General features: G+C 70.1%; 19 protein-coding genes. 9 read left to right on the top strand and 10 right to left on the bottom strand.

What is annotated here, in order from left to right:
- Window positions 1-5: 5 nt before the first annotated feature.
- The 4 genes from LZ017_RS00095 to LZ017_RS00080 all read left to right on the top strand — a co-directional run bounded on the left by LZ017_RS00095 (window position 6) and on the right by LZ017_RS00080 (window position 8,841).
- Window positions 6-1,631: a nitrite reductase gene (locus tag LZ017_RS00095; RefSeq protein ID WP_241298004.1), complete on the top strand. Its 1,626-nt coding sequence runs from the start codon at window positions 6-8 to the stop codon at window positions 1,629-1,631.
- Between the two features lie 126 nt (window positions 1,632-1,757).
- Window positions 1,758-2,462: a hypothetical protein gene (locus LZ017_RS00090; protein WP_241298002.1), complete on the top strand. Its 705-nt coding sequence runs from the start codon at window positions 1,758-1,760 to the stop codon at window positions 2,460-2,462.
- 141 nt (window positions 2,463-2,603) lie between these two features.
- A complete protein-coding gene (locus LZ017_RS00085) occupies window positions 2,604-4,949 on the top strand; it encodes a glycerophosphodiester phosphodiesterase family protein (RefSeq protein ID WP_241298000.1) in 2,346 nt (781 codons plus the stop codon).
- A gap of 337 nt (window positions 4,950-5,286) precedes the next feature.
- Window positions 5,287-8,841, top strand: coding sequence for an EAL domain-containing protein (locus LZ017_RS00080; protein WP_241297999.1), 3,555 nt, complete (start codon window positions 5,287-5,289; stop codon window positions 8,839-8,841).
- A 9-nt stretch (window positions 8,842-8,850) separates the two neighbouring features.
- Here LZ017_RS00080 and LZ017_RS00075 read toward each other — a convergent pair whose 3' ends face one another.
- From LZ017_RS00075 to LZ017_RS00065, 3 genes are read right to left on the bottom strand one after another with little or no spacing between them, the layout of a single operon-like run.
- Complete coding sequence (locus LZ017_RS00075; RefSeq protein ID WP_241297998.1) at window positions 8,851-10,035, bottom strand: NnrS family protein; 1,185 nt, start codon at window positions 10,033-10,035, stop codon at window positions 8,851-8,853.
- 20 nt (window positions 10,036-10,055) lie between these two features.
- Window positions 10,056-11,258 carry an NnrS family protein gene (locus LZ017_RS00070; RefSeq protein ID WP_241297996.1) on the bottom strand — a complete coding sequence of 401 codons (1,203 nt, stop codon included), beginning with the start codon at window positions 11,256-11,258 and terminating at the stop codon, window positions 10,056-10,058.
- Between the two features lie 22 nt (window positions 11,259-11,280).
- Window positions 11,281-11,559: a hypothetical protein gene (locus LZ017_RS00065; protein WP_241297995.1), complete on the bottom strand. Its 279-nt coding sequence runs from the start codon at window positions 11,557-11,559 to the stop codon at window positions 11,281-11,283.
- Window positions 11,560-11,687: 128 nt separating this feature from the next.
- Between LZ017_RS00065 and LZ017_RS00060 the strand changes: the two genes are divergently transcribed.
- The 3 genes from LZ017_RS00060 (at window position 11,688) to LZ017_RS00050 (ending at window position 14,403) form a co-directional block, all read left to right on the top strand.
- Window positions 11,688-12,080, top strand: coding sequence for a putative zinc-binding protein (locus LZ017_RS00060; protein WP_241297993.1), 393 nt, complete (start codon window positions 11,688-11,690; stop codon window positions 12,078-12,080).
- 225 nt (window positions 12,081-12,305) lie between these two features.
- The gene (locus LZ017_RS00055) at window positions 12,306-14,012 is read left to right on the top strand and encodes a nitrite reductase (RefSeq protein WP_277604415.1); all 1,707 of its coding nucleotides are present in this window, start codon (window positions 12,306-12,308) and stop codon (window positions 14,010-14,012) included.
- A 16-nt stretch (window positions 14,013-14,028) separates the two neighbouring features.
- On the top strand, window positions 14,029-14,403 hold the full coding sequence (locus tag LZ017_RS00050; RefSeq protein WP_241297991.1) for a c-type cytochrome: 375 nt from the start codon (window positions 14,029-14,031) through the stop codon (window positions 14,401-14,403).
- Between the two features lie 102 nt (window positions 14,404-14,505).
- Here the strand turns inward: LZ017_RS00050 and LZ017_RS00045 are convergent, their stop codons facing one another.
- The 7 genes from LZ017_RS00045 to LZ017_RS00015 form a co-directional block, all read right to left on the bottom strand.
- The gene (locus LZ017_RS00045) at window positions 14,506-14,646 is read right to left on the bottom strand and encodes a hypothetical protein (RefSeq protein WP_241297990.1); all 141 of its coding nucleotides are present in this window, start codon (window positions 14,644-14,646) and stop codon (window positions 14,506-14,508) included.
- Complete coding sequence (locus LZ017_RS00040; RefSeq protein WP_241297988.1) at window positions 14,639-14,908, bottom strand: hypothetical protein; 270 nt, start codon at window positions 14,906-14,908, stop codon at window positions 14,639-14,641. Before LZ017_RS00040 ends, LZ017_RS00045 begins: the two co-directional genes overlap by 8 nt.
- A gap of 316 nt (window positions 14,909-15,224) precedes the next feature.
- Window positions 15,225-15,485 carry a translation initiation factor IF-1 gene (gene infA / locus LZ017_RS00035; protein ID WP_241297987.1) on the bottom strand — a complete coding sequence of 87 codons (261 nt, stop codon included), beginning with the start codon at window positions 15,483-15,485 and terminating at the stop codon, window positions 15,225-15,227.
- 81 nt (window positions 15,486-15,566) lie between these two features.
- Window positions 15,567-15,782, bottom strand: a complete 216-nt coding sequence (locus LZ017_RS00030; protein ID WP_241297985.1) for a hypothetical protein — start codon at window positions 15,780-15,782, stop codon at window positions 15,567-15,569.
- A 104-nt stretch (window positions 15,783-15,886) separates the two neighbouring features.
- Window positions 15,887-16,099: a cold-shock protein gene (locus tag LZ017_RS00025; protein WP_241297983.1), complete on the bottom strand. Its 213-nt coding sequence runs from the start codon at window positions 16,097-16,099 to the stop codon at window positions 15,887-15,889.
- Between the two features lie 261 nt (window positions 16,100-16,360).
- The gene (locus LZ017_RS00020) at window positions 16,361-17,185 is read right to left on the bottom strand and encodes a YggS family pyridoxal phosphate-dependent enzyme (protein WP_241298673.1); all 825 of its coding nucleotides are present in this window, start codon (window positions 17,183-17,185) and stop codon (window positions 16,361-16,363) included.
- Window positions 17,185-18,489: a benzoate/H(+) symporter BenE family transporter gene (locus LZ017_RS00015; protein WP_241297982.1), complete on the bottom strand. Its 1,305-nt coding sequence runs from the start codon at window positions 18,487-18,489 to the stop codon at window positions 17,185-17,187. The genes LZ017_RS00020 and LZ017_RS00015 overlap by 1 nt, the downstream gene beginning before the upstream one ends.
- 66 nt (window positions 18,490-18,555) lie before the next feature.
- On the opposite strand from LZ017_RS00015, the gene LZ017_RS00010 reads away from it, so the two are divergent.
- Both LZ017_RS00010 and LZ017_RS00005 read left to right on the top strand, forming a co-directional pair.
- Window positions 18,556-20,067, top strand: coding sequence for a PLP-dependent aminotransferase family protein (locus tag LZ017_RS00010; RefSeq protein ID WP_241297980.1), 1,512 nt, complete (start codon window positions 18,556-18,558; stop codon window positions 20,065-20,067).
- A 187-nt stretch (window positions 20,068-20,254) separates the two neighbouring features.
- Window positions 20,255-20,845 carry a GNAT family N-acetyltransferase gene (locus LZ017_RS00005; protein ID WP_277604413.1) on the top strand — a complete coding sequence of 197 codons (591 nt, stop codon included), beginning with the start codon at window positions 20,255-20,257 and terminating at the stop codon, window positions 20,843-20,845.
- Window positions 20,846-21,557: the final 712 nt, after the last annotated feature.

The raw sequence follows: 21,557 nt of genomic DNA, 5'->3' as shown, positions 1-21,557 counted from the left end.
CCCCCATGAAGCTCGTCTCCCCCTCCCTGCCGCGCGCCGCGCTGGCGGGCCTGATCCTGAGCCTGGCCGTGCTGGGCCCGCGCCCGGCCGCCGCGCAGCCCGCCACGGTGGACGCGGCCGCGCTGTACCGCCAGCACTGCCAGTCCTGCCACGGCGAGCAACGCCTGGGCGGCATGGGCCCGGCGCTGCTGCCGCAAAGCCTGGAGCGCCTGCGCCCCGCCGAGGCCCAGCGCGTCATCACCCAGGGCCGCCAGGCCACGCAGATGCCGGCCTTCGCCGGGCAGCTCTCGGCCGCCGAGATCCAGGCGCTGGCCGCCTACATCCGCAGCCCCGTGCTGCCCGAACCGAGCTGGGGCGAGGCCGAGATCCGCGCGTCGCGCCTGTGGCAGGACGGCCCGGTGGAGCGCCCCGCGCCGACCCTGGACAAGCCGGTCTGGCCCGGCGATCCGCTCAACCTCTTCGTCGTCGTCGAGGGCGGCGACCACCACATCAGCCTGGTCGACGGCGACCGCTTCGAGCGCTTCCACCGCTTCCCGTCGCGCTTCGCGCTGCATGGCGGCCCCAAGTTCAGCCCCGACGGGCGCTTCGTCTACTTCGGCTCGCGCGACGGCTGGATCAGCAAGTACGACCTCTGGCGCCTGCAGTGGGTGGCCGAGGTGCGCGCCGGGCTGAACATGCGCAACATCGCGGTCAGCGCCGACGGCCAATGGGTGATGGCGGCCAACTACCTGCCGCACAGCGTGGCGCTGTTCGACGCCGACCTGCGCCTGGTCAAGCTCATCCCGGCCAAGAGCCTGGACGGCAAGGCCAGCTCACGCGTCTCGGCGGTCTACGACGCGGCGCCGCGCCACAGCTTCGTCGTCGCGCTGAAGGACATCGCCGAGCTCTGGGAGATTTCCTACGACCGCCAGGCCGCGCCCATCCACGACGGCCTGGTCCACGACCACCGCCAAGGCGAAGCCCTGCCCACGCCGGGCTTCCTGAACCCGCGCCGCACGCCGCTGGACGAGCCGCTGGACGACTTCTTCTTCGACGACCGCTACACCCATGTGCTGGGCGCCGCGCGCCCGCGCGAGGGCCAGGACGGCAAGGCCCAGCCGCTGCTGGGCCAGGTGGTCAACCTGGACGTGCGCCGGCGCATCGCCACCCTGCCCATCCAGGGCATGCCGCACCTGGGGTCGGGCATCAGCTTCGACTGGCAGGGTCGGCGCGTGATGGCCAGCCCCAACCTCAGCGACGGCCGCATCAGCGTGATCGACCTGAAGAACTGGAGCGCGCTGCGCGAGATCGCCACCCCGGGGCCGGGCTTCTTCCTGCGCAGCCATGCCGCCAGCCCCTATGCCTGGGCCGACTCCATGATGAGCGCCCAGGGCCGCGACACGCTCAGCGTGATCGACAAGAGCAAGCTGGAGGTCGTGGCCCAGGTGCGCGAGCCCGGCAAGACCCTGGCCCACGTCGAGTTCACGCGCGACGGCCGCTACGTGCTGGCCAGCGTGTGGGAAATGGACGGCGCGCTGATCGTCTACGACGCGCGCACGCTGAAGGAGGTGAAGCGCCTCCCGATGAGCAAGCCGGTGGGCAAGTACAACGTCGGCAACAAAATCAGCCGCGAGGAAGGCACGTCGCACTGAGCGCGGCGCCGGCGATCGCCGCGCACCCCGCCGCTTCCGGCAAGGATTCACGCCCAGGCCGGTTGGCTGTTGCGCGCCAGCGCCCGCATCGCCGACGATGGCGGCTGTCCACCCGCCGCCATCCCCATGCCTCTGCCCCCGTCTTCCCCGCCCGCCGACGCCGTCCGCCCTGTCCTGGCGCGGCTGGCGGCGCTGGCGCTGGGCGCGCTGCCGGCGCTGCCCTGCCAGGCCACCGGCGGCCACCACGCGGTGGACGATGCCGCCATCCTCGAACCCGGCCAGTGCCAGCTGGAACTCTGGAACGAGCAGGCGCGCGACCGCCAGCTGCATTACCTGGGCCCCGGCTGCCATCTGTTCGGCGTCGAACTGGGGCTGAACCTCACCCGCAACAGCCCGCGCGGCGAGGCCGTGCAGCGCAGCGGCGGCCTGCAGCTGAAATGGGCGCGCGAATGGCTGCCGGGCCTGGGGGCCGGCCTGGTCTGGTCCGCCACCTGGCAGAACCAGGCCCCGCGCTACGCCGGCCAGACCCTGCTGATCCCGCTGAGCTGGCAACCCCGGCAAGACCTGACCCTGCATCTCAACCTGGGCCGCGACTTCCGCCGCCGCGAGCCCGACCAGACCCGCCGCGGCGTGGCGCTGGAATGGCAGCCCCACGAGCGCTGGCAGGGCCTGGTCGAGTGGTTCGACGACGGCCAGCATGCGCAGCGTCGCGTCGGCTTGCGCCACTTCTTCAACGAGAACTTCTCGCTGGACGTCAGCCGGGCGCAGGCGCTGCCGCGCCCGGGCGAGTCCTGGTGGACCCTGGGGCTGAACTGGGTCAGCAGCCGCTGACGCCTGCTCGCCCTGCGCACCGGCGGCCCCCGGGGGCTGCTGTTCGCCCCGCGGGGTCTTGCATCGCCCAGCTGGCGCCTCTGACGCGAATCCGTCACGCGGCCAGCCTAGATTGCGCGGCTTTCCCTCTTGGAGCCCCGCATGAGAACCTCCCCCACCCTGCTCGTGACCGCCCTGGCCCTGGCCCTGGCCGCCTGTGGCGGCGGCGATGGGCTATCGCTGCCCCCGCCGGCGCTGGAACAGCCCGCCAAGCTGCTGCTGGACGAAAGCTTCGACAAGAACGGCGAACTGCCCGCCGGCTGGCGCCTGGCCAACGGCAGTGCGGGTAGCGCCACCGTGCGCGACGGCAGCCTGTACATTGACGGTCGCAAGCACAGCAGCACCATGACCACCGTGCTGCTGCCCGAGTCACTTCAGACACAGGCGAACTACCGCGTGGACATCGACTTCAGCTATCTGGAACGCAACGACGCGGCCCGCTGGGGCAGCATCGTCTACCGCGCCGCCGCGGGCAAGGGTGCCGACCTGCCCACCCCCTACTACCAGTTCGCGATGCGCGCCAACGCCAGCGCCAGCAACGGCGCCGAACTGGCCCAGCGCACGGCCAAGGACACCTGGAACGTGATCGGCAAGAAGGCCCACGGCGAGGACATCGTCGAAGGCCGGGTCTATCGCGCCAGCGTGGTGGTGCATGGCAACCGCGTGCGCCACTACCTCGACGGCACGCTGCTGCACGACCAGGAGCTGGATCCCGCGCAGGCCCAGGGCGGCCTCGGCCTGTCCACCGCGGGCCTGGTGATGAAGGTGGACCGCATCAAGGTCAGCGAGCAGGCGACGCCGCTGCCCGAGCTGGACGGCTTCATCGCCGTGCAGGACAGCGGCACCCGCGCCTCGATGGCGCCCACGCTGGTGCAGCCCATGCGCGCCGGCACCGATCTGAGCGCTTCGCGCGCCAGCCAGGCGCTGTACGAGCTGGATGCCAAGCTGAGCCTGCGCGGCGAGGCTGGCGAGGACCTGGGCTCGCTGAAGGCCCTGCTGAGCCGCGGCGACCGCCGCACGCTGCCGGTGCTGCGCATCCGCGACCAGGCCACCGTGCAGGCCCTGGTGGCGCTGTCTGCCACGCAGGACCTCGCCGACCTGACGCTGCTGTCCGACCAGGTCGAGCTGCTGCGCAGCGCGCGCCAGGCGCTGCCCAAGCTGCGCAGCGCGCTGGACCTGTCGGCCGACACGCGGCTGGGCGCCAATGCGCGCGACGTGCTCAGCGTGGTGCAGTCCACCAACCGCGCGCTGGCCAAGATCGTCGTGCTGCCGCAGGCCCTGCTGCAGCGCGCCAGCATCGAGCATGTGCAGCGCCTGCTGATCACGCCCTGGGCGCGTTCCAGCGCCAGCACCCAGGCCGAGGCGGCCGAACTGCTGGTCAGCGGCGTCAACGGCGTCATCGCCAGCCATGGCACGGTGTTCGCCGAGGTGCTGGCCCGCCTGCCGGCCAACACCCTGCTGCGCAAGCCGCTGATCACCGGCCATCGCGGCATGCCCGGCAAGGCCGACGAGAACACCATCGAGGGCTCGCGCCTGGCCGTCGAAGCCGGCGCCGACGCGGTGGAAAACGACATCTACCTGACCACCGACGGCCACCTGGTCGTGATGCACGACGCCACGGTCAACCGCACGACCAACGGCACCGGCGAGATCGAGAAGATGAGCCTGGCCGAGGTGAAGAAGCTGCGCACCAAGAGCGGCTATGCGGTGCCCACGCTGGAGGACTACTTCGTCGAGTTCAAGAACAACAAGAAGGTCACGCTGTTCGTCGAGATCAAGAGCACCAAGCCGGAGATCCTCGCGCCGCTGCGCGCGCTGATCGAGCGCCACGGGGTGGCCGACCAGCTGGTGCTGATCACCTTCCACGGCGCCCAGCTGCAACGGCTGAAGACCGAACTGCCCGGCGTCACCGGCGGCTTCCTCACCGGCACGCCCAACACCGGCAAGCCCGGTGCCGACCTGCGCGCGGTGCTGGACGAGACGCAGACCTACTCCAGCACCTTCAACCCCTCCTACGCCAACCTGGCGCCGCCGCTGCTGGAGGCGGCCAAGCACCGCGGCACCACCTTCTGGCCCTGGACCTTCCGCGACCGCAAGGACTTCAACCGCTTCTACAGCTACGGCATCCACGGCCTGACCACGGATGACGCCTGGTGGGCGGCGGACTTCGTCACCTCGGTCGCCAGCGCGCGCAGCGCCAGCGCCAGCGCGGGCCAGCCTTTCACGCTGCCGCTGACCCTGCTCACTCAGGGCAAGGGCACGCGCAGCGCGCCGGCCAACCGCTTCGTCGTGCTCGGCGACGCGCCGGCCCACACGGTGAACGCCGACGGCAGCCTGAGCTTCAAGCTGCCCGGCAGCGCGCTGGTGATGCCGGGCTACGTCTATCAAATGGACGAGAACTCGGCCTACACGGTGTTCGGCGCCCCTGTCTCGGTGACGGTGCGCTGAGGCCCTGCCACCACGCCCGCGGGCGCCGGGAGGCGGCCCGCGGCGTGGTAGTCCCCCAACCGCTGGGGTTGTCACACTCGTCGTTTTCGCCCCGCCTCGATACAGTCAACGTCATTCACGACGCTGTAGGAGCCACATGGTCTCCGGGAGGACAGCATGGCGACATTGCCGCCGGGTGATCGGGTGACCGAGGCGCCGCGCCTCCTGCGCGGAGCCTCGCGCGCCCGGGGTTCGGGATTGAACAGGCCCAGAGACCGTGCGGGCCCCGCATCGGTTCGACCTCGAACGGCCTTGGCCGGCCGTGGGGTTCCCGTCCACGCCAACCGCTGAGCGCAGCATGCAGACCATCAAGCTTCTGCAGACGCGCATCCTGTGGGCCTTCATGACCAGCGCGATCGTGGTGCTGGCGCTGGCGGGCCTGACCTGGCGGCTGGCGGACAGCGCCGCGCAGGCCGACGAGCGTGTCGCGCACACGCTGCAGGTGCTGAACCGGCTGTCGGAGGCGCGCTCGCGCACGCTGCAGATCGAGCTCAGCACGCAGAGCTACCGAATCTCGGGTCAGCAGAACTTCGTCGCGGAGCGCGACAAGGCCGTCGCCGAGCGCGAGCGCCTGCTGAGTGAACTGGGACAGCTCACCGCCGACAACCCGCGCCAGATCGAACTGCTGGCCACGCTGCGCAAGGCCATCGAGGCACGGCGCCAGCTCTCCGACCGCGTCGTGCAGCTGCGCGCCACCGAGGGCGCCGCGGCAGCCAATGCCTTCGTCGCCGCGAGCAATATCGCCGGCACGCGCGCCGCGGTGCACGGCGTGCTGCTGGAGATGGTGGCGGAAGAGCAGCGCCTGCTGACGCTGCGCCAGCTGGAGCAGGCGCGCCTGCGCCGTCAGGCCGAGCTGCTGAGCCTGCTTCTCGCAGGCCTGCTGCCGCTGCTGCTGGCCGGCGTCTATGTGGCGCTGCGGCGCCAGATGCGCGTGCTGGAATCGCGCCGCCTGGCGCTGGTGCGCAGCGAGCAGGGACTCGCGACCACGCTGAGCTCCATCGGCGACGCCGTGCTGGGCACCGACGAGCAAGGCTTGATCAGCCAAATGAATCCGGCCGCCGAGGCCCTGACCGGCTGGCGCGCCGACGACGCGCTGGGCCGGCGCCTGCGCGAGGTCTGCACGCTGGAAGACCCGGCCCAGGGCCAGGCGATCACCGAGCCCTCGCACGGCCTGCCGCTGCACATCCTGTGCACGCCGGACGGACGCCGCGTGCCGGTTTCGCTGACCGAGACACCGCTGGTGGAACCCGGCGGCGCGCGGGTGGGCCGCGTCGTCGTGCTGCACGACCAGAGCCTGGCGCTGCGCGCGCAGGAGCTGGCGCGCCAGCGCTACGAGGAGTTGGACCGCATGGTGGTGGAGCGCACCCAGCAGCTGCATGCCAGCGAGCAGCATCTGCGCGCGCTGATCGACAGTGCGCCGGCGCAGATCGCCTTCGTCGGCAAGGACCGCCGCTACGTCTACGCGAACTCACAGTACCAGACCCTGTTCGCGCCGCAATGGCCGGGACTCGCGGGACGCAGCGTGGCCGAGGTGTTGGGCCCGGTGCGGCTGGCCCAGATCAGCCCCATGATCGAGCGCGTGCTGGCGGGGGAACCCGTCAATTTCGACTGGGAGCCCATCCCTGGCGTCTGGCTCAACGTCATCTGCGCGCCCTCCTGGGACGCCAACGGCGACCTCAGCGGCTACTACGCGCTGTCCGCCGACATCTCCGACCGCCGCAAGGCCGAGGAGGCGTTGCGCGCCAGCCGCAGCCAGCTGGAGCGCGTGCTGGAAGGCTCGGACCAGGGCTACTGGGAATGGGATCTGAAGACACGCCAGTTCCTGGTCAGCGCGCGCTGGGAATCGCTGCTGGGCTATGCCCCCGGCGAGCTGCGCCTGGGCGCCTCCCCCAACTGGGCGCAGCTGGTGCACCCGGACGACCTGCCGGCGGTGCGCCAATCGGTGGCACGCCACCTGCGCGGCGAAACCGAGAGCCACGAGGTGGAGCTGCGCGCGCGAACCCGCGACGGCGGCTGGCGCTGGATCCTGACGCGCGGGCGCATCGTCGCGCGCGACGAGCAGGGCACGCCGCTGCTGATGTCGGGCACGCACACCGACATCCACGAACGCAAGGCGCTGGAGCTGGCGATGCGCGAGGCGCATGTGGTCTTCGAAAGCAGCGGCGAGGCCATCATGGTCACCAACGCCGAGGGCGCGATCGTCAAGGTCAACCCCGCCTTCGAGCGCATCACCGGCTACCCCAGCGACGAGGTGCTGGGGCGTACGCCGCGCCTGCTGCGCTCGGGCCGGCACGACGACGCCTTCTTCCGCCAGTTCTGGGACGCGCTGCTGAACCGCGGCGCCTGGCGCGGCGAGATCTGGAACCGGCGCAAGGACGGCCAGCTCTTCCCGGTGCTGCAGTCGGTGTCCACGGTGCGCGACCCCCAGGGGCGCATCAGCCACTTCGTCAGCGTCTCCACCGACATCAGCGACACCAAGGCGCACGAGGCCGAGCTCAACCATGTGGCCAACTACGACTCGCTGACCGACCTGCCCAACCGGCGCCTGCTGTCCGACCGCCTGGCCCAGGCCATCCACCGCGCGGCGCGCTCCAGCCTGTCCACCGCGGTCTGCTTCCTGGACCTGGACAACTTCAAGGCCATCAACGATGCCCATGGCCATGCGGCCGGCGACGCGCTGCTGGTGGGCGTCTCCGGCCATCTGAAGGCCGTGCTGCGTTCCGAGGACACGCTGGCTCGGCTGGGCGGTGACGAGTTCGTCGTGCTGCTGTCCGATCTGCACTCACTGGAGGAATGCACCCAGGTGCTGGAGCGCATCCTGCATGCGGCGCGCCGGCCCATCGAGTTCCGCGGCCTGGCGCTGACCACCTCGGTCAGCGTGGGCGTGAGCCTCTACCCGGCCGACAACTCCGACCCCGACACCCTGCTGCGCCACGCCGACCAGGCCATGTACCTGGCCAAGCAGGCCGGCCGCAACCGCTACCAGCTCTTCGACCCCGAGAGCGACCGCCTGTCGCAGCAGCATCGCGAGCAGGTGGCGCGCGTGCGCCAGGGCCTGCGGGACGGCGAGTTCGTGCTGTACTACCAGCCCAAGGTCAACTTCCTCAGCGGCAAGGTCGTCGGGGTCGAGGGTCTCGCGCGCTGGCAGCATCCGCAGCGCGGGCTGCTGCCGCCGGCCGAGTTCCTCGCCATCGTCGGCGCCGGCGAACTGGAGCAGCAATTCGGCGAATGGGTGATCGAAGCCGGCTTGCGCCAGCTCGACGCCTGGCGCGAACGCGGGCTGCGCCTGCCGGTCAGCGTCAACATCAGCGCCAACCATCTGCTGCGGCGCGACTTCGCCGGTTCGCTGGAGCGCGCGCTGGCGCGTCATCCGTCGGTGCCGGCGCGCGACCTGGAGCTGGAGGTGCTGGAAACCGCGGCCATCCACGACATCGACGAAGCCCTGGTCGTGCTGGCGCGCTGCCAGCGCCTGGGCGTGCGCTTCGCGCTGGACGATTTCGGCACCGGCTATTCCTCGCTGACCCATTTGCGCAAGCTGCCGGTGGAAACGCTGAAGATCGACCAGAGCTTTGTGCGCGACATGCTGGTGGACCCCGACGACCTCAGCATCGTCAAGGGCGTGATCGACCTCGCCGCGGCCTTCAAGCGGCGCGTGATCGCCGAGGGCGTGGAAACCGTGGCCCACGGGCTGGCGCTGCGCGACCTGGGCTGCCATGTCGTCCAGGGCTATGGCATCGCGCGGCCCATGCCGGCCGAAGACCTGCATGCCTGGCTGGCCCGCTGGGCCGAGGACCGCCCCTGGGAGCACCGCGACACGGCGATGGGCGAGTTCGGTCCGCCGCTGCGCCGCTGACAGCGGGGCTCAGCGGCCGCGCCGCAGCAGCCAGGGCCCGTGGCGCGCCAGCCAGGCCAGCGCCAGCAGCGCAAAGCCCGCCGCCGCGCCCGTCCACAGCCATGGCCCCCTGCCGGGCAGCAAGGCGCCCGCGACGCGCGCCACGACCACCGCCTGCAGCAGCCCATACAGCGCGCGCTGCACGCGGTCGGCCGCCTGCGCGCGGCCGGCCTGCGTCGCGGTGACGCGGCTGACCATGGCCAGCCAGGCGCCGGCCATGAAACCCAGCGTCAGCGCATGCAGCGCCGCATCCCTCCAAGGCATGGCGTCGTGCCCGGCCAGCGCCCACAGGCATGCCGCCGCCGCCAGCACGAGGCCCAGACACAGCCAGTCCAGCGCGCGCCGCAGCTGCGCCACCAGCGGCTGGCGCAGCGCCGCGGCCAGTTCGGGCCGGCGGGCGCCGCGCCACAGCCGCAGCGCCAGCGCCAGCCAAACCGCAACAGCGACCCCGCGCAACGCGGCGGGCGGATGCCAGGGCAGCGCCGGGTCCAGCACCGCGAGCAGCGCGAACGCGAGCAGCAGCGCCCACAAGAGACGCAGCGCCGGCGCCGACTCGACGCGCCACAGCCCGCCCTGCATGAAAGGCGTGAGCCGCTGCAGCGCTACGCCAAAGACCGGCGCGATGCACAGCCACAGGCCCAGGTGCAGCAGCGCGCGCGGCAGCGCGGCCCCGCCCCCGCCCAGCGTGGCGGCCAGCGCCACCAGCAGCGGTACGAGCGCCGCCAGGGCCAGCTGCAGCACCAGCGCCTGCGGCGACGCGCGCCGCTCGGGCCGGCGCCACAGCCGCGCCAGCCGCAGCCAGGGCGGCAGCAGCAGGGCGGCGGCCAGTCCCAGGCCGGGCGCCGGATGGCCGGCCAGCAGCAGGCCCCAGCCCGTCAGCCAGCCCAGTGCGCACAGCGCATCGGCCCGGCCACGCCCGCGCGTGTGGGCCGCGTCCAGGCCCAGCCAGCGCGGCAGCGCCTGCAGGGCGAAACCCAGGATGAAGGCCGGCATCACGCCCAGCACCAGCGGCAGCGCATGCCACAGCGTCACCGGCACGGGCAGCGGCGGCACGAACCGGCCGGCCAGCACCAGCGCCCAGCCCCCCGTGGCCGCGGCCCACAACAGCGCGCCGGCAAGAAACCAGGGCCGATGCGGCGCCAGCGCCTGCTTCATGGGCGGCGCGGGACGGCCGCTCAGCCCGGCAGCCCGTCGGCCCGGGTGCGCATCAGCCAGGGCGTGTAGCGCCACAGATAGAGCACGAAGGCCAGGGTCCACAGCAGCGCGGACAGCTGCACCGCCAGCATCAGCTGCGCCGGCGCCAGCAGCGGCAGCAGCACGCGCACCAGCGCGGCGCCGGCCAGGCTCCCGTACGCGGCCTGCTCCACCGGGCCGGCGCGCAGCGCGCGGCCGGTATGGCCCAGCGCGGTGCGCGTGATCATGCCCAGTGTGATCAGTCCGATCACGCCCACGGTCAGCGCATGCGTGGCCACGCCGGCCGGCACCAGGCCCAGCATCGCCAGCGCACGCAGGCCCAGGTGCACCGGCAGCCAGGCATAGGCCAGGTGCAGCACCCAGACCAGCGCATTGCTGCGGCTGCGCCAGGGCTGCCACAGCCACAGACGCGCGCCATGGGCCAGCATCGCCAACGCCAGTGCGCCGGCCATCAGCGCGCCCTGCAGCCCCAGCGCGTCCAGCACCATCAGCGCAATCACGCTGCCCAGCGCGGCCTTTTCGACGCGCGGGTCGCGCCGCGCGTCCATGCCCGGCACGCCATTGTTCGAGAACATCGGCACCACGCGCCCGGCCATCACCGCGATCATGAAGACCACCACGTCCAGCGCCAGAGGCAGATCCGGGCTCAGCCCCCAGGGCAGGACCAGAAGTCCCATCAACTTCAGGTGCAGCAGCCCCGCCGCCAGCCCCATCAGCATGAGCAGCCCGACAAAGAAGTCATTGCGCCGGTTGTTGCCACGGCGCAGCGCGCCCCACAGCCCCCAGGCGGCCAGCCAGGGCACCGCGACATTGAGCGCCAGCGCCAGCCAGGCATAGGGCGTGAGCACCGCCACGCGCGCCGCCACCCACAGCGCGGCCAGCAGCATCAGCGGTCGACCGGTCGGTGTGGGCTGGCCGGACCAGTTGCGCCCGGCGGTAAACAGGAAGCCGATCACCACCGCCAGCGTGTAGCCGAACACCATCTCGTGGGCATGCCAGGCCGACCCGCGCAGCCAGGCCTGCGACAGCAGGCCGCTGAACTGCAGCGCCCACAGCGGCACGCTCAGCGCCGCGAAGGCCGCGGCCAGCAGGTAGAAGGGCCGGAAGCCCAGCTGCCACAACGCGAAGCCCTTGCGCGGCAAGCGGCGGCGCGGCTCTTCGATGTTCAGGAAGACGGTGCCCATCTGTGGCCCCTGGTTCAGGTGATCACTGGCCGCCGCAGCAGCCGCAGCAGCCGCCGGCGGCCTTGCGGGTCACGCGCACACGGCCCTGCAGGCCTTGCGGCGGCAGCGCCACCCAGCTGTACTGACGCGGCCAGACCTCGGCCAGCGCCTGCTCCAGCACCGCCGGGTCGGCGTCGCTGCCCAGATCCATCGCCTGACCCGGCGCCAGGTGTTCGAAGGCGGTGAGCAGGCGGCTGCGGCTCAGCTCGGCGTCCAGTCCGGCAAGGTTGAGCAGCGGCAAGGTGTCGGCGGCGAGGTCCATGGAGGTCTTTAAAGATGTATTGAAGATGAAGCAATTGTCGGGTCGGTCTTGGCTTAAAGCAATATGGCGGATACCGCTTTTGATGTGGCGCAATGCACAGGGGCCGTGGCGTCGACACCATGCCGGCCATGGCAAACCCAGGCGAACTCCCGCTGGTCTACAGCTGCTCCGGCTGTTCCGACGCGGCGCAGATGGCCAACCATCTGGCGCTGCGGCTGGACCGCGCCGGGTTGGCCGAAATGTCCTGCATCGCCGGCGTGGGCGGCGGCGTGCCCAGCCTGGTGCGCAAGGCCGTGGACGCGCAGTCCGCCGGCCGCCCCATCCTGGCGCTGGACGGCTGCGTGCTGGCCTGCACGCGCGCCTGCCTGGAACGCCAGGGCCTGCGGCCTGACCGCCACGTGATGCTGCATCAGCACGGCGTGCGCAAGCACTACCACGCCCAGTTCGACCCGGCCCAGGCCGACGCGCTGTTCGAGCGCCTGCGCGACGAACTGCACCCCGGCGGCGCGGCGCCGGCCTGAGCCGTCCGCGGCCCCCTCCCCTCTCTGAACGCGACCGAGCTCCGCACGGCCACGGGCGCGCGCCTGCACGGGCCCGATCCCACAGCGCTATCGCGTCGGTACCGGCGCCACACGCCGCATGCGGCGCTTGAACCAGTTCAAGGACGCAGGGGCACGCCCGTCCGACGATGGCGGCGATCGATGGCGATTGACCCCAAGGAGAAAAGAATGGGCAGGACCCCGATGATGAAATGGACCCGTCTGGCCGTGGCGCTGGCGGCCTTGCCGCTGGCCGTGATGGCCCAGGACAAGAAGGATGTCGCGCCGGGCGACGTGAAGTACCACGCGGCGCCGTCGGCCCTGACCGACGTGCCCATGGTGCAAAGCACCAATCCCAAGGCGCCGCCGATGACCCAGGCCGAGTTCGACCAGGCGCGCAAGATCTACTTCGAACGCTGCGCCGGCTGCCACGGCGTGCTGCGCAAGGGCGCCACCGGCAAGCCGCTGACCCCGGACATCACGCTGGGCAAGGGCACCGACTACCTCAAGGTCTTCATCGCCTACGGCTCCCCGGCCGGCATGCCCAACTGGCAGACCAGCGGCGAGATGACCGAGAAGGAAGTGGACATCATGGCGCGCTACATCCAGCATGAGCCGCCCACCCCGCCCGAGTTCGGCATGGCGGACATGAAGGCGACCTGGAAGGTCATCATCCCGCCCAAGGACCGGCCGACGCGCAAGCTGAACAACTACAACATCGACAACATCTTCTCCACCACGCTGCGCGACACCGGCGAGGTGGCGCTGATCGACGGCGACACCAAGAAGATCATCAACATCGTCAAGACCGGCTACGCGGTGCACATCTCGCGCACCTCGGCCTCCGGCCGCTACCTGTACGTGATCGGGCGCGATGCCAAGATCAACATGATCGACCTGTGGATGGAGAAGCCCGACAACGTGGCCGAGATCCGCACTGGCCTGGAAGCGCGTTCGGTGGAGACCAGCAAGTTCAAGGGCTTCGAGGACAAGCTGGCCATCGCCGGCGCCTACTGGCCGCCGCAATACGTGATCATGAAGGGCGACACGCTGGAGCCGTTGAAGGTGATCTCCACCCGCGGCAACACCGTGGACAAGCAGGAGTACCACCCCGAGCCGCGCGTGGCCAGCATCGTGGGCAGCCACTACAAGCCGGAGTTCGTGGTCAACGTCAAGGAGACCGGCAAGACCCTGATGGTGGACTATTCCAACCTGGATTCGCTGAAGGTCACCGAGATCGGCACCGCCCGCTTCCTGCATGACGGCGGCTGGGACAGCAGCAAGCGCTACTTCATGGTGGCCGCCAACCAGAGCAACAAGATCGCGGTGGTGGACGCCAAGGAAGACAAGCTGGTCAAGCTGGTCGACGTCAGCAAGATCCCGCATCCGGGCCGCGGCGCCAACTTCGTCCATCCCAAGTTCGGTCCCGTCTGGAGCACCGGACACCTGGGCGACGAGGCGATCTCGCTGATCGGTACCGACCCGGTGCGCAACAAGCAGTTCGCCTTCAAGGAAGTCGCGCAGCTCAAGGGCCAGGGCGGCGGTTCGCTGTTCCTCAAGACGCACCCGAAGAGCAAGCACCTCTATGTCGACACCCCGCTGAACCCGGATCCGGCGATGTCGCAATCCGTCGTGGTGTTCGACATCAACAGTCTGGACAAGGGCTACAAGGTGCTGCCCATCGCCCAGTGGGCCGGGCTGAGCGACGACGGCGCCAAGCGCGTGGTCCAGCCGGAGTACAACAAGGCGGGCGACGAGGTGTGGTTCTCGGTCTGGTCCGCGAAGGACAAGCAGAGCGCCATCGTGGTGGTGGACGACAAGACGCTGCAACCCAAGGTCGTGATCAAGGACCCGCGCCTGATCACCCCGACCGGCAAGTTCAACGTCTACAACACCCAGCACGACATCTACTGACCCGACGGAGGCGGACATGCGCAACTCTTCCCGCATCCGCCTCGCGCCCCCCGCCGCGGGGGCGCGGGCACCGGTCCAGGCGCTCGCGCTGCTGGCCCTGGCAGCAGGCCTGGTGCTGGCCCTGCCGGGCAGCGCCCGGGCCCAGCCCGACAGCCTGAGCAAGGCCGGCTGCATGGCCTGCCATGTCAAGGACAAGAAGCTGGTCGGGCCGGCCTTCAAGGACATCGCCGCGAAGTACAAGGGCCAGGACGTCGGCGCCACGCTGGTGCAGAAGGTGCGCACCGGTGGCAAGGGCAGCTTCGGTCCCATTCCGATGCCGCCCACCGGCCCGGACAAAATCTCCGACGCGGAGCTCAAGGACGCCGTGGGCTGGATCCTGAGCCAGAGCTAGCCCATCGTCAGACCCCAAACGAAAACGGCGCCGTGTGACACGGCGCCGTTTTTTCTTGCGGCCTGGCGTGCAGCGCCTGCCCTTGGCAGGTCCGCGAGCCGCTCAGCTTTCCGCCGGCACCTTGGGTTCATCCGACTCGGCCGGAGAAGGAGCAGCCGCCTTGCGTTGCGCCTTCTCCTGCTTCTTCCGCTGCTTGGCCAATTCCCGCTGACGCTTCTCGAACTGGTAGTTGGGCTTAGCCATTGGAGACTCCTGAGTGACGGGTTGCCTGTGGGGGGCTCGGTGCAGACCCCGGACTTGCGCGCCAGAGTGCCACGGCCTTTCGGTAGATGTTCTCACCCGTTGTGGTGAGGCGCAGCGCACCGCCATTCCATTCGAGCCAGTCCAGCTCGACGAGCCGATCAATCAAAGGCTCGGGAATTTCGTTCGCTTGGCGCCGTTGCAGCGCGTCCACGCTCGTGCGCAAAGAATCGCGGAGCGCCTCGGGCTCCAGCGGGATAGACATGCTCATACTCCTCGCGTTTCGAGCCACGGCGTGTGGCCCGAACAGATGCGCCAGGCAATCAAGGCGAGGACTTGCGGCGCGCTCGAAGAGATCGAACGAAGCGAAGGCTTCGGGTTGATCGGCTCACGGTCTATGTGAGCATCGTAGCGCACAGCCGTCAAAGCCCGGCACCCCGTTGAGTTCCCGCAAGGGTGACCCGTGGCGGCCAGCCCGAGCCGACAGCGACGGACACCCTTGTCGTGCATGCACGCGCGGTCGGAGTACTCGCTGGAGCAAACCCCAGGGCAGACAGCTGAAGAAACCGTGCGATGGCGAATTACCGGCGCATGGATCCGCCGCTGGGAGGCGGGGAGCGACGCTCCAGGTGACGGAAGGTGATCCGGCCCTTGGACAGGTCGTAGGCCGACAGCTCCAGCGTCACGGCGTCGCCGGCCAGGATGCGGATGTGATGCTTGCGCATCTTGCCGCCGGTGTAGGCAATGACCTCGTGGCCGTTCTCGAGGGTGACCCGGAAGCGGGAGTCGGGCAGCACCTCGTTGACGGTGCCGCGCATCTCAATGAGCTCTTCTTTGGCCATAGGGAACCTCGTGAGGGGTGCCAGGGACCGGGCAACTCAAGTCGCCCGATGACGCCCGGCCACCGGTTGATAAATCGGCGCTCAATGCGTGAGCGCCCAGGCAACGCCTTCGTTGGCAGCGAAGCGCAAGGCGGCTTCGGCGTTCGAGAAGCGGGGTTCGAATCGCCAGACGCGATCCGTGCTCGCGGCACCCGTGCCGGAGCGAATGGACACCGAGGCGACGAAGCGGCCATCGGTATCGGTTTTGGTCATCGGTGAGACAGAAAAGCGCCCCACCTCAATGCTGTTTCTTTGCATCATCTTCTTGAGGTGTGCGCCTTGATCGGCGGGAACCGTCTTGGCGCGGTTTGGGAGGTGTGAGGGGCGATTGGCCGCGCCCCTCGACGGCAGTGGCTTGGCGATCAGAGCGCGCGGATGTTCGCGGCTTGCAGGCCCTTGGGGCCTTGCTTAACTTCGAACTCGACCTGCGCGCCTTCGGCCAGCGTGCGGAAGCCGCCGTTGTTGCGGATTTCGCTGTGGTGGGCGAACAGGTCCTTGCTGCCATCACTGGGGGTGATGAAGCCGAAGCCCTTGCCGTCGTCGAACCACTTCACGATGCCGGTTTGAGTGTTCATGGTGTTTCCTTTGAAAAAGAGGGGGTGAATATGCAAACGCACTCCGTACGCCGCCATGGCACATGGAGACAGAAACACTCAAGAACAATCAGCGGGGTGAAGCTGTAGCGAGCCGCTCGCGAGATGAGGCCTGGGGGAGACCAGCGGGGCTGCAGTAAGACCTTGGAAGAACGGTCTTGTGCGAATCTATGAGCGCGAGGATACCACAATTGCTCGGACCGGGTGGCGCCGGCACTCGCGCCACTGCGACCGGCTCCGCGCTCAGCCTGCGGGCGCGGTCTGGTCGCCCTCCCCCGCCGCGCCGGGCCAGTAGAAGCTGTCCGGCAAGGGCCGGGCACCAAAGATGGCCTGGCCCACGCGTACCACGGTGGCGCCCTCCTCGATGGCGATTTCGAAGTCGCCCGACATGCCCATGGACAGCTCGTCCGGCGCGACCCCGGCCGGCGCCTCCTGGCGCAGCCGATCGCGCAGGGCGCGCAGCCGCGCAAAGCAGTGGCGCACCCGTTCGGCCTCGCTGGAAAACAGCGCCAGTGTCATCAGCCCGCGCACGCGCAGGCCGGCGTACGCCGGCAACGCCCGCACGAAGGCCGGCACCTCCTCCGGCGCCAGGCCGTACTTGCTCGCCTCGCCCGAGGTGTTGATCTGCACGAACACGTCCAGCGCCCGCCCCTCGGCCTGCAGGCGGCGGTCCAGCGCCTCCGCCACGCGCAGGCTGTCCAGCGCCTGGAACTCGGTCGCGAAGCGCGCCACCAGCCGGGCCTTGTTGGTCTGCAGATGGCCGATGACCGACCAACGCAGGTCGGTCAGGTCCCGCATCGCCTCCCATTTGCCATGCGCTTCCTGCACCTTGTTCTCGCCCAGCATCCGGCATCCCGCGGCATGCGCCAGGCGCAGGCTGGCCTCAGGCTTGGTCTTGCTGACCGGCAGCAGGCGCACCGTGCCCGGGTCGCGGTCCGCGCGCCGGCAGGCGGCCTCGATGCGCGCGCGCACCGCCGCCAGGTTGCGGCGAAAGTCCTCCACCGTCGCGGCCTCGGGATAGCGGCCGTGCTGGTCGTGGCGGGTCTGGGTGTCGGGCGGGCGGGGCATCACGGGCGAACTCCTGAGCCAGGGGAAGAAACGGAAGCGGGGCGGGCCGGCGCATGGCGTTCGGGCTGTACCGCCACCGCGGCGGCGCGGCGCGGCAGCCGGCCATGCAGCACCGCATGCGCCAGCAGCCCGATCACCAGTCCCCAGAAGGCGCCGCCGATGCCAACCAGCTGGATGTTGGCCGCGGCGGCCAGGAAGGTGATCAGCGACGCCTCGCGCGTGCGCGCGTCAGCCAGCGCACTGGCCAGGCTGCCGCCTATCGTGCCCAGCAGCGCCAGGCCCGCCAGCGTGGTGATGAAGGTGGACGGGAAGGCCATGAACACCGCCGCCAGCGTCACCCCGAACACGCCCACCAGGATGTAGAACAGCCCGGCGGCGATGCCCGCGATCCAGCGCCGCGACGGGTCGTCGTGCGCCTCGCGGCCGGTGCAGATGGCGGCCGTGATCGCGGCGATGTTGAAGGCATGCGAGCCGAACGGTGCCATCAGCAGCGACCCCAGCCCAGTGACGGTCACGATGGGGTTGGCGCTGGTCTTGAAGCCATCGTTGCGCAGCACCAGCATGCCCGGCATGTACTGGCCGGTCAGCGTGATCAGGAACAGGGGCAGCGCCACGCTCAGCAAGGCGTTGAGCGAAAACGCCGGCGCGGTGAACACCGGCCGGGCCAGCTCCAGCCGCAGGCCCGACAGGTCCACGCGCTGCTGCAGCAGCAAGAAGGCCAGCCCCAGCACCAGGATGCCCACCACCGCGTAGCGCGCCGTGAAGCGCTTCAGCAGCACATAGGCCACGATCAGCAGCCCGGCCAGCAGCGGGTCCACGCTCACGCCCGCGAAGGCGCCGATGCCGAACTGCAGCAGGATGCCCGCCAGCAGCCCCGCCGCGACCCCGGGCGGAATGAGGCGGATCACCCGTTCGAACCAGCCCGACAGCCCCAGCGCCACGAAGGCCGCCGCCGAGATCAGGTAAGCCCCCACCGCCTCCGCATACGGCGTGCCCGCCAGCGCGGTGACCAGGAAGGCGGCCGCCGGCGTGGACCAGGCGGTGATGATGGGCTCGCGGCTCATCCAGCTCAGCAGCAGCCCGGTCACGCCCACGCCGATGGACACCGACCACACCCACGACGCCGTCAGCTCCGCGCCCAGCCCGGCCACCTTCGCGGCCTGGAACACCAGGATGAAGGTGCCGCCGTAGTTGACGATCACCGAGATCAACCCGGCCACCACCGGGTGGGCGAGGTCGCTCCAGCGCAGCGGCGCGGAGGACGATGGCGACGAGGAGGGAGCGGGTGACGGGGCAGCGTTCATGGCCCGATTTGTAGCCCCATAATGGCCGGCGGTTCCCCGCCATTTATCGCCAGGCATACCGACCAATTGTTCAAGACCGCCCAACTGGAATCCGTCAAGGCCTGGATCGGCGACCCCGCCCACGGCGCCCTGCCCCTGCACGCGCGCGTGCAGCGCGCCATCCGCCAGCTGATTCTGGACGGCGCGCTGGATGCCGGCCGTCCGCTGCCCGCCTCGCGCGCGCTGGCCGGATCGCTGGGCGTTTCGCGCGATACCGTCGAAGCGGCCTACGGCCAGCTGCATGCCGAAGGCTTCATCGAGCGCCGCGTGGGCAGCGGCAGCTTCGTGTCTGAGCGCGCGCAGCGCCTGACCGGCGGCGCCACGGCTCGGCGCGGCGGCAGCGGCCGACACGAAGCGCCGCGCCTCAGCCAGCGCGGCAGCGCGCTGTTCCACGGCGGCGGCGTGCGCGACTTCCTCGCGCCAAGCGCCTTCGCGCCGGGCGTGCCCGAAACGCGCAGCTTTCCGCTGCAGACCTGGGAGCGCCTGCAACGCCAGGTGCTCAAGGAACATGGCACGCAGGCGCTGCTGCACAGCCCGCCGCAGGGCATGGAGGCGCTGCGCGGCGCCATCGCCGACTACCTCAACCTCGAGCGCGGCGCCCGCGCCACGCCCGAGCGCGTGCTGGTGCTCACCAGCTCCCAGCAAGCCCTGACCCTGTGCGCCAACGTGCTGCTGGACCCCGGTGATCGCCTCTTCATCGAAGACCCCGCCTACCACGGCGCGCGCAAGGCCTTCGAGGCCGCCGGGCTGCAGGGCGTGCCCGTGCCGGTGGACGCCGACGGCCTGCGCGCCGACCTGCTGCGCCGCGCCGCCGCCCGGCCCGGCGAATCCGCCCGCGCCGTGTTCCTGACGCCCTCGCACCAGTTCCCCACCGGGGCCACGCTGGCGCTGGACCGGCGCCTGGCCATCATCGAATGGGCCCGCGAGCACCAGGGCTGGATCATCGAGGACGACTACGACAGCGAGTTCCACTACGCCGGCAAGCCCACCGCCTGCCTGCAGGGGCTGGACCCGCAGGAGCGCACCCTCTACATCGGCACCTTCACCAAGTCCCTCTTCCCCGGCCTGCGCATCGCCTACATGCTGCTGCCGCCGGCGCTGGTGGCGCCCATGACCGTGGCCCGCACCCTGATGGACGGGCACAGCGCGCCCATCCCGCAGCTCACGCTGGCGCGCTTCATCGAGGGCGGCCACTTCGGCGCCCATGTGCGCCATCTGCGCGCCGTCTATGCCGAACGGCGCGACGTGCTGGCGCGGCTGCTGCGCCAGCACCTGGCCGGCGTGCTCGAGCCGCGCGTGCCGGCGGGCGGGCTGCAGATGCCCTGCCTCTTTGTCCGCGACCTCCCCGAGCGCGAAGCGCTGGACGCCGCGCGCCGCGCCGGCATCGACCTGCTGGGCCTCAGCGCGCTGTACGCCACCAGCCGGCGCCAGGCCGGCTTCCTGATGGGCTTCGCCGCCCATGCCCCCTACGAACTGGACGCCGCCGTCCGCAAACTCGCGCAGGTGCTACGAACGCTGGACCGCCCGCGGGCGCGCTAGCTAGTCACTAACTCGTGGCATCGGTGCTGCCCTGCGCCGCGTCTTCCGCCGCCAGCTGCGACAGGCAGCGCAAGAGCGGGCCGTATCCCTTAGGCCACGTCGGCTGATTGGCGCTTGGGGCAATCAAGCAATACTTCCAAAAACTTAGACTGACAAGCACATCACAACAGGCTGCGAAAGGGCCGCTTTGGGCACTCCCCGTTTACACATCGAACAGCTCCGCGCAGAGCATTTGCCTGAGCTCGCGGTGCTACTCCGCCATCATGCGGTTTACGAACACATTGGCGGGATTCCTACGACCGAGGACTTCATCCTCGACCGAGAGCGAGCTCTCCGTGGGCCGGGCGCATCGAGACGAAACGAGCGCTGGCTCAACTTCCTTGTGCGAGAGCGAACGACACGGCAGATGCTTGGGCGCCTGGAGGCAACACTGCACGACTCCATCGCCGAAGTCGCCTTTCTGTTCAGCCCAACCTTCTGGGGCCACGGCTTTGCGCAGGAGGCGCTGGCCTGGATGCATACCGAGATTCAGCACTCCTACGGCATTGCAAGCTTCTGGGCGACCACCATTCCCGAGAACAAAAAATGCCAAAGCCTGCTTCAACGTGGCGGTTACACGCAAGTCCACACAGGAGCGCCTGTGCTGTACAGCTATGAAGCCGGGGACCTCGTATTCCACCTGCGTGGTCCTGGGCTGGGTCGTTCACGTCGAAGAAGCGCTGCCCCATGCGGTCGGCATAGCCGATGTAGCTGCCGCCGGCTGGCAACTCGGCATTGAAGGCCAGGGGGCCATTCAAACGGCGAAGCTCACCCACAGGGGCAGTCCCGGCCAGACCCATGATTTCCGTTCCCGAGTCGCCACCCTTCCAAAGCGTCGGCAGTCCGGACCAGGAGCCTCCGCCCGCAGGGTCCGCATAGCTCATTTCCGGCAGCGCATAAGTCCCGCTGCCCAGCACGCCCGCAGTGTTCTCACTGCCCGCGAAGTACGGCAACGACACCCTCAGGCTTTCCAGTCCTTGGGAATTCAGGGGTGACAGCTTCCCGATCGGCTCAGCCTGGAACGGCTTCACATCCATCGAGCTACCGTCGCCGAGCGTCTTGATGCTCGGACTCGCCAAGCTTTCGCCCAACGCACTCCCCACCCCAACCTCATGCGTCCGCGTGGGCGCGGACCCGGCGCTTGGACCGCGCCTGCACGAGGTCGGCCCCCGCAGCGCTGCGGCAACCCGCCTGGGGGCGGGTGCGCCTTCGCGTCAGCATCGGCGCCTGCCGCTGCTGCCCGCCGTCCTTCGGCGGCGGCTCCTTTCACCCATCCCCCGCCTTCCCGCCAGCGGCAAGGAGCGAGTCGCCCTCTGCCGTCAGCGGTGCCAGGCCCTCAACGGCCAGGCACCGCACACGGCGAGCGTCCTTCGGCGTGATGCCGCTTCAAGGCCGAGCCCTGCGGGTGGCCTCACGGCCAGCCTTGACCCGGCTGCACGCCGCAGGAAGCA

Origin of the sequence: Pelomonas sp. CA6 (assembly GCF_022549225.1) — a bacterium.
Lineage (GTDB): Bacteria > Pseudomonadota > Gammaproteobacteria > Burkholderiales > Burkholderiaceae_C > Roseateles.
This window is presented reverse-complemented; position numbering and strand designations above follow the sequence as displayed.

What these genes read in the sequence shown, in the direction of transcription:
- LZ017_RS00045 (WP_241297990.1), bottom strand. Translation starts at nt 14,646, where the DNA reads ATGGCTAAGCCCAACTACCAGTTCGAGAAGCGTCAGCGGGAATTGGCC.
- LZ017_RS00020 (WP_241298673.1), bottom strand. Translation starts at nt 17,185, where the DNA reads ATGCCCCGCCCGCCCGACACCCAGACCCGCCACGACCAGCACGGCCGC.
- LZ017_RS00025 (WP_241297983.1), bottom strand. Translation starts at nt 16,099, where the DNA reads ATGAACACTCAAACCGGCATCGTGAAGTGGTTCGACGACGGCAAGGGC.
- LZ017_RS00040 (WP_241297988.1), bottom strand. Translation starts at nt 14,908, where the DNA reads ATGTCTATCCCGCTGGAGCCCGAGGCGCTCCGCGATTCTTTGCGCACG.
- LZ017_RS00065 (WP_241297995.1), bottom strand. Translation starts at nt 11,559, where the DNA reads ATGGACCTCGCCGCCGACACCTTGCCGCTGCTCAACCTTGCCGGACTG.
- LZ017_RS00060 (WP_241297993.1), top strand. Translation starts at nt 11,688, where the DNA reads ATGGCAAACCCAGGCGAACTCCCGCTGGTCTACAGCTGCTCCGGCTGT.
- LZ017_RS00030 (WP_241297985.1), bottom strand. Translation starts at nt 15,782, where the DNA reads ATGCAAAGAAACAGCATTGAGGTGGGGCGCTTTTCTGTCTCACCGATG.
- LZ017_RS00095 (WP_241298004.1), top strand. Translation starts at nt 6, where the DNA reads ATGAAGCTCGTCTCCCCCTCCCTGCCGCGCGCCGCGCTGGCGGGCCTG.
- LZ017_RS00080 (WP_241297999.1), top strand. Translation starts at nt 5,287, where the DNA reads ATGCAGACCATCAAGCTTCTGCAGACGCGCATCCTGTGGGCCTTCATG.
- infA (WP_241297987.1), bottom strand. Translation starts at nt 15,485, where the DNA reads ATGGCCAAAGAAGAGCTCATTGAGATGCGCGGCACCGTCAACGAGGTG.
- LZ017_RS00050 (WP_241297991.1), top strand. Translation starts at nt 14,029, where the DNA reads ATGCGCAACTCTTCCCGCATCCGCCTCGCGCCCCCCGCCGCGGGGGCG.
- LZ017_RS00075 (WP_241297998.1), bottom strand. Translation starts at nt 10,035, where the DNA reads ATGAAGCAGGCGCTGGCGCCGCATCGGCCCTGGTTTCTTGCCGGCGCG.
- LZ017_RS00070 (WP_241297996.1), bottom strand. Translation starts at nt 11,258, where the DNA reads ATGGGCACCGTCTTCCTGAACATCGAAGAGCCGCGCCGCCGCTTGCCG.
- LZ017_RS00090 (WP_241298002.1), top strand. Translation starts at nt 1,758, where the DNA reads ATGCCTCTGCCCCCGTCTTCCCCGCCCGCCGACGCCGTCCGCCCTGTC.
- LZ017_RS00015 (WP_241297982.1), bottom strand. Translation starts at nt 18,489, where the DNA reads ATGAACGCTGCCCCGTCACCCGCTCCCTCCTCGTCGCCATCGTCCTCC.
- LZ017_RS00055 (WP_277604415.1), top strand. Translation starts at nt 12,306, where the DNA reads ATGAAATGGACCCGTCTGGCCGTGGCGCTGGCGGCCTTGCCGCTGGCC.
- LZ017_RS00085 (WP_241298000.1), top strand. Translation starts at nt 2,604, where the DNA reads ATGAGAACCTCCCCCACCCTGCTCGTGACCGCCCTGGCCCTGGCCCTG.